Annotated in this window: 6 protein-coding genes; 2 read left to right on the top strand and 4 right to left on the bottom strand. The window is 48.8% G+C overall.

Annotation, left to right across the window (positions count from 1 at the left end; genetic code table 11):
* Positions 1-569, bottom strand: a 569-nt coding sequence (locus NZ772_13760; protein MCS6814615.1) for a filamentous hemagglutinin N-terminal domain-containing protein, incomplete at its 3' end; no start/stop codon positions are given.
* Between the two features lie 159 nt (positions 570-728).
* On the opposite strand from NZ772_13760, the gene NZ772_13765 reads away from it, so the two are divergent.
* Positions 729-1,340, top strand: a complete 612-nt coding sequence (locus NZ772_13765) for a 2OG-Fe(II) oxygenase (protein ID MCS6814616.1) — start codon at positions 729-731, stop codon at positions 1,338-1,340.
* A 16-nt stretch (positions 1,341-1,356) separates the two neighbouring features.
* Here NZ772_13765 and NZ772_13770 read toward each other — a convergent pair whose 3' ends face one another.
* The gene (locus tag NZ772_13770) at positions 1,357-2,016 is read right to left on the bottom strand and encodes a DUF3386 domain-containing protein (protein ID MCS6814617.1); all 660 of its coding nucleotides are present in this window, start codon (positions 2,014-2,016) and stop codon (positions 1,357-1,359) included.
* Between the two features lie 504 nt (positions 2,017-2,520).
* On the opposite strand from NZ772_13770, the gene NZ772_13775 reads away from it, so the two are divergent.
* Entirely contained in the window at positions 2,521-3,771 is a 1,251-nt protein-coding gene (locus NZ772_13775; protein MCS6814618.1) for a DUF4912 domain-containing protein, read from the top strand.
* A gap of 110 nt (positions 3,772-3,881) precedes the next feature.
* Here NZ772_13775 and NZ772_13780 read toward each other — a convergent pair whose 3' ends face one another.
* Together NZ772_13780 and NZ772_13785 are read right to left on the bottom strand one after the other, a co-directional pair.
* Positions 3,882-4,364: a hypothetical protein gene (locus NZ772_13780; protein MCS6814619.1), complete on the bottom strand. Its 483-nt coding sequence runs from the start codon at positions 4,362-4,364 to the stop codon at positions 3,882-3,884.
* 154 nt (positions 4,365-4,518) lie between these two features.
* The coding region (locus NZ772_13785) for an ABC transporter permease subunit (protein MCS6814620.1) at positions 4,519-4,898 on the bottom strand (380 nt) is incomplete at its 5' end.

The following is a 4,898-nucleotide window of genomic DNA, read 5'->3' on the forward strand; positions in this document are numbered from 1 at the left end:
ATCAAGCGCCCATTGCTGACGATTCGAGCCTCTAAGGCACCAACACCCTGAGCACCAACTGGAACACTTAGGGTTAACAAGGGAACTGCCTCTACATTAACCGCACTAAACACGGTGCCATCAGCAAACTGCAAGCCTGGAGCAGTGCTGGCAAACAACGATCCGCCGATGCTAAGCGTGGCATTAGGGCCAAATTCGATACCGTTGGGGTTCAACAGAAACACATTAGCCGTGCCATTAGTCTGGAGCAAGCCATCAATCCTAGAGAGTCTGCCCCCTGTCACCCGACTGATGATATTGGTGACATCAAGTGGATTATCAAAGATAGCAGCACCACCTGTAGGCACAGAAAACTCTTGAAAGCTGTGAAATAGATTGCCACCAACCTGTGTGCCACCAGTAATCACAACGTTAGTGGTGCCTTGCCCGATAGAATCTACAATGGTTGGCAATGTGCCGTCTGGTAAGACTTGAGCATAGACGATCGTTGGCATAGCCCATGCAATTGCTATAGCAGCGCTATACCTTAGTCGCCACAAACTCTGCCAAGACAGGCAATCGTCAGCCATCAACCCTCTCTAGCTCACTCTACGGAAGGCTTGTAATTAACAAACTAATCTTGTGAACCTATGCCTCAAATTAGCAAACAATCATTGCTAACCATAAGGTATGCCACACTGTGATTAACTTCAGACATTCCACTAGGATTTTGGCAAAAGAGCAGCATAATGCCCAAAGCAGAATTTTTCACACGGTTGGGATTGTTTGTCGAGAGTCATTTCCTCACGCTAGATCAGTGTGCTGCATTGCAAGCCAGCATTCAGGCAGCAGAGCCGTTGCTGGCAGAAGTCATCAGCACAGGCGGCAAAGAAACTGTTAATCAAGCGGTTCGCAAAGCCTTGTACGTTCATATTCCTTCCCCACTACAGGTAATGTTGACTGAGCAACTGTTGCAATTGTTGCCTAGATTGCAGGAGCATTTTGGATTACCATTACAGGGTTTTCAACCTCCACAGTACCTGCACTATCGAGCAGGTGACTTCTTTCAGCCCCACCGTGACGGATCCTCAGAAACCCATCCCCATGCTGCCTACTTAGAGGTGCGAAAAATATCTGTGGTGATCTTTCTCAACGCCCATGCCCCCTCACCGGCCCCTAACTGCTTTGGTGGCGGTGAGCTTACCTTCTATGGGTTGGTTAACGAACCACGGTGGCAACAATATGGATTCTCCCTAGAAGGGGAACCTGGGCTGCTAGTTGCATTTCGTTCTGACCTGTTGCATGAGGTCTGTCCAGTTACTTGGGGCGATCGCTACACGATCGTAGCGTGGTTCTACTAGCAGGTATGATTACCTACTACACAAGGGCTGGTTCCAGTAGACGGACATTGGTGAACTCAAATTCCTCAATGACAGCATGTCCATCCCTAACGGTACGGATTACCCGCTGAGTCAAAATGTAGTAGCCTCCAATTTGCTCGTAGTTATCCTCAAACTCGCTAGGGCCACCCTTGAGTTCACCGGTAACAGGGTCATGGTAGACCGAGGTGTAGCGGTGTGATAGATACCCTGCATCGGTCTGATGGCTGCTTAGTGTATTGATAGTAACAACAACGCCATGGATATGGCGATGCACCATGCAAACTTCGTTATTCCGAACCTTGTAGCGATCACCCTCAGCCTTTCCACCTACCAAGATTTCTACTGCCCCAGTATCGTCTACTTCACCTAGAGTAAACGTATTTTTGCCATGGGTGTCCTGAAAGCTACGGCGTACACGATGGATAGCAATCTCTTGTAATTGACCTGTAATAGCCTGCTTAGCAGCTTCATCAGTAACGCCACTGACCTCTACACTCAGATTTCTATTGACCTTAACCGTGCCACTGTGAACCTTGCCATCACAGCGAAAGCAAATCTCAGCACTGTAGCCAGGAAAGCCAGCATCCCACGTATAGCGATTTTCGTAAGCTGCTTGAAATAAAGCACGGGCATCTAATTGCTCAGTCATGGCCATCTATGTACGTCAATAATCGTCTTCTTCAGTGTAATGGCTATGGAACTCAATATGGAACTCAACACAGAGACTTTATGCGGGGTTTCCTGTCGTTTAGTCTCAACGAGGAAATGTCAGGAAATCTTTATATTCTCTGATCCCCAGGATCCCAGTAGAGATCAAGAAAGTCATGATATCTTGACATATTTGCATCTTTTTGGGATCAATAAACCTGCCAGATCAGCTTTCAGTAAGGATTTATGGCAATTTGATCCCCGATTGATCCCCACCTTTACTTTCTATAATCTCTAAGCTACATTGATCCCCATCGATCCCAAACGAATTCTAAAACCTAACTGACGGTTCGCTGCTTAACATCATTGACATCAACTGTTGACTGGATTGCTGTCGAGCGATCGGCTGGCACTAGGCAACAGCTATCACACTGAACGCTCAAGCTGGGTTCAATATGGGTCTAGTGCGCAAGGGATAACATACGGTTAATTTTTGGAGGCTTAATAGGCTATGACTAAGGAACGTCCCCCGTTGGAAGAGATGACATTGCGCCAGTTACGGAAGGTAGCTAGCGAGTACAACATTTCTCGCTATAGTCGGATGCGCAAGGAGCAGTTGTTGGAAGAAATTCAAGCGATCGAACGTAGTCAGACCTCTCCGGCAGTGCCACCTCGTGTAGTTGAAGCCCAGACTGAGGTGGAGGCTAGCAAGTTTGAGGTTGGTCAACAAGATTTGACTGGGGGCGACTTGGCCTCTGTAGATGAGGGATTGCCCGATTTGCCCGGTGGCTATGGCGAAAGTCGAGCTGTATTGCTGCCTCGCGATCCGCAATGGGCCTATGCTTACTGGGACATCCCCAACGAGCATAAGGAAGAGATTCGGCGGCAAGGTGGTCAGCAGTTTGCGCTGCGGGTTTACGATGTTACGGACATCGACGTGAACTACCAAGCACCCCACAGTATTCAGGAGTATCCCTGCGATGAGCTGGCTCGTGACTGGTATATTCCTATTCCAGTTAGCGATCGCGACTACGTTGTAGAGATTGGCTATCGCTGTGGTGATGGTCGTTGGTTAAAGCTGGTGCGCTCGGCACCTGTGCACATCCCGCCAGTTTATCCCTCTGATTGGATTGAGGATCACTTCATTACCGTGTCGTGGGACGATGATCTGCGCGGTAAGACGGTCTTCAAACTGATTACTCCTAGCCAACGTTATGCTATGGGCATGACTGGTAATGCTATCTACGACCAGATCTTTGGCATGGCTCAAGATGCAGAAGCCCAGCGTGTCGCTGGCTCTATGTTTGGCTCGATGCAACATGTTCCTGGATCTGTCTTCGGTTCTGTCCATCTGACAGAGACCGTTAGTTCCTATGTGTTTCCATCTGGTGTAGGAATGTGGGCCATACCTACTGGTGTGCTACCTACTATCTCTGGTATGGCATCTGGTATTGGTTTCTCAGCTTCGGCTGCGCCAATTCGTCCTCGCAAGTTCTGGTTAGTTGCTGATGCTGAGTTGATTGTTTATGGGGCAACTGAGCCGGATGCCACAGTGACGATCGCTGGTCGCCCGATTAAGCTCAATTCCGACGGTACCTTCCGGTTCCAGATGTCTTTCCCGGATGGGCTAATCGACTATCCCATCATGGCAGTTGCTGCAGATGGTGAGCAAACTCGTGCTATCCACATGAAGTTTGTGCGTGAAACTCCAGAGCGTAGAACTAATACCAAGGAAGAAGCAGTGCTAGAGTGGTTGAACTAGGTCTTGGCCTAGGTTTAAGGCTAGACCTTCTAGCGTTGAATGAAACGTCGGCGAGGGCAATGTTCCCCGCCGATTTTTTTGCAATTCCACACTCTAGGAGATGGGTTTGCCTATTCCTGCACAGTCAGTGTATAGTCAATGCGCTCACCAGGATTAATACTGCCCACCCACACCTGATAGGTTCCTGGCTGGACATTAGAGGCTGTGACTGTAGCACCTTTGTCAGAGCCAACATTATCTCCACATAGCAACAGGCCGGGGCCACGGACTAAAACAGTTGCGCCGCGGTTGTTTTCACTTTTTACCCGAATGGTTAAGTTGGTAAATGGTTGCTGGACTTCGATAATGTGGTCGGGCACTTGGGGATCGCCACTAAATCCAAGGCAAGGATTTTTGGCTTGGTCTTGGGCGGCAAGGGTTGCCAAGGAGAAAAAACCACTGGTGTAACCGGGTGCCCGTCCTGCTGAGCGCTGAAAGCCGGGGGTAAGCACTATAGTGCCAAAATTTGAGAGGGATTGCGCCCAAATGGGCAAGGATGCCAGTAACGTGATCCCGATCGCCAAACTCATGCGTTCCAGTCTTGAAACCATCATGCAACACTCCTCCCGTTCGTGACTAATGTCATCCTGTGCAATGACTAAATTGACGCAGACCATAAAGGCAGTGTTTCGGGCCTGAGCTTGATACCTCTCAAGCTTACCCGTTATCCATCGGCTGCGAGAGTAGAATAGTGAGTTTATCTGCGGTCTAGCTCCGTTGTTGACTGCTTCTATATCGCAAATATTCAGCAATAAAGCCTAGAATTCCAGAAGAGATGATTAGAAACACACTCAATGCGTTAATATCAGGCTTTACTCCGGTGCGAATGCGGCTAAAGATTTCCATCGGTAATGTAGTTGCGCCACCCCCAGCCGTGAAGCTAGAGATTAACAGATCGTCCATGCTCAAAACAAAGGCTAATAAGCACCCAGAGACGATAGCCGGCATTAATTCTGGTAGCAAAACCTTGACGAAAGCAGTGAAGGGGGTAGCTCCCAAGTCTAGGGCTGCTTCTTGCAGGTGTGGATCTAAGCTTGTGAGACGTGTAGAGACGACGATCGCAATGTAAGCCAGGCAAAAGGTAACAT

The sequence above is a fragment of the Cyanobacteriota bacterium genome (assembly GCA_025054735.1).
Classification (GTDB): Bacteria; Cyanobacteriota; Cyanobacteriia; order SKYG9; family SKYG9; genus SKYG9.